General features: G+C 61.7%; 1 protein-coding gene. It reads right to left on the bottom strand.

The annotated features are described in order from the left end of the window. Nucleotides 1–88: 88 nt before the first annotated feature. Nucleotides 89–1162, bottom strand: coding sequence for an alpha/beta fold hydrolase (locus B3C64_RS06915; RefSeq protein ID WP_291534664.1), 1074 nt, complete (start codon nt 1160–1162; stop codon nt 89–91). Nucleotides 1163–1212 lie beyond the last annotated feature (50 nt).

The raw sequence follows: 1212 nt of genomic DNA, 5'->3' as shown, positions 1-1212 counted from the left end.
CATCCGCCGAAAGAACCATCCGCCAGAAGAACCGTTCGCCGGGCGGGACGCCGACACCGGCACGCCTCATCCGCGCGACCGTGAATAATCACATCTCCGAAAGGCTTTCGCCGGGCGCACCAAGAAAATCGAGGATGCTGTCCACATACGGCCTCATGACATTGTTCGGCATCGAGAAGATCTCATGCAGCGACTGGTCGTAACGGATTTTCTCAATGGTTCCGCCGCCTTCCAGCACGCGTTCGATGAAATCGTCCTGCGGCTCGTTGAGCACCCACACGTCACGTCCCGCCTGGAACAGCAGCACCGGCGTTTCGATCGCGCCGCACATATCGGGCTTCAGCACCGCGCGCGACAATGCCATCGCCTGATCGGCCCATGCGAACGTGGCCGCGTTGGTCCGGCAGGAGACGTCGGCCAGACGTTGTTCGTGGAACCAGCGGATGCGCGCCTCGGAAGCGCCCTTATGCGCCTTCATATCGAGTTTTTCCGAAAAATCCTCATGGCCGAACACCCGTGATCTGCCGAATCCCAGCGCGCACAGCAATCCGACCACGGTGCGCGCGATCCATGTCGGCATGCCGACCGCCGGGGCGATCATCGGCGCGGACAGCACGGCCTTGTCGAACAGCGACGGATACCGTTCCAGCACGGCCGCGCCGATGCCGCCTCCCATCGAATGGCAGTACAGGTCCATCGGCTTGCCGCATGCGTATTCACGCGCCACGGTGCTGGCGAACGTGGCGAAATCGGCGACGTACCGGCGCCAATCATCGATCCATACGAGATTCGGGTTCGCCATGTCGTGCGTGGAATGGCCGTGGCCGCGATGTTCGAACACGCATACGGAATAGCCGGAAAGCAGGAAATACCAGACCATCTCGCTGTATTTGCGTCCGAATTCGGTGAATCCGTGCGAGATCACGACCGCGCCGCGGAACACCGCGGTGGCGCCGTCCTCGCGAAGCGCGTCGAATCGGTGGGCGTCGTAGCAGTAGTAATGCAGCTTTCCGGGACGCTTCAGCTCAGGCAGCGCGTTGCCGCCCCAATCGACGGTGGCGGGATCCATCCAGCCTTCCGTCATGCAGGATTCCAGCGCGGGGAGCACCGTATGCGTCATTTCGGCGTCGTAGTGCGCCTCGTCGATGAGCGTGATGGTCATGCCCACCATGATAGGCATACGAAGGTTGTTTTCCTGAGGCACTGACCATC

Origin of the sequence: Bifidobacterium sp. UBA6881 (assembly GCA_002451435.1) — a bacterium.
Lineage (GTDB): Bacteria > Actinomycetota > Actinomycetes > Actinomycetales > Bifidobacteriaceae > Bifidobacterium.
This window is presented reverse-complemented; position numbering and strand designations above follow the sequence as displayed.

Coding starts and splice junctions, on each gene's coding strand:
- B3C64_RS06915 (WP_291534664.1), bottom strand. CDS start 1,162: ATGACCATCACGCTCATCGACGAGGCGCACTACGACGCCGAAATGACG.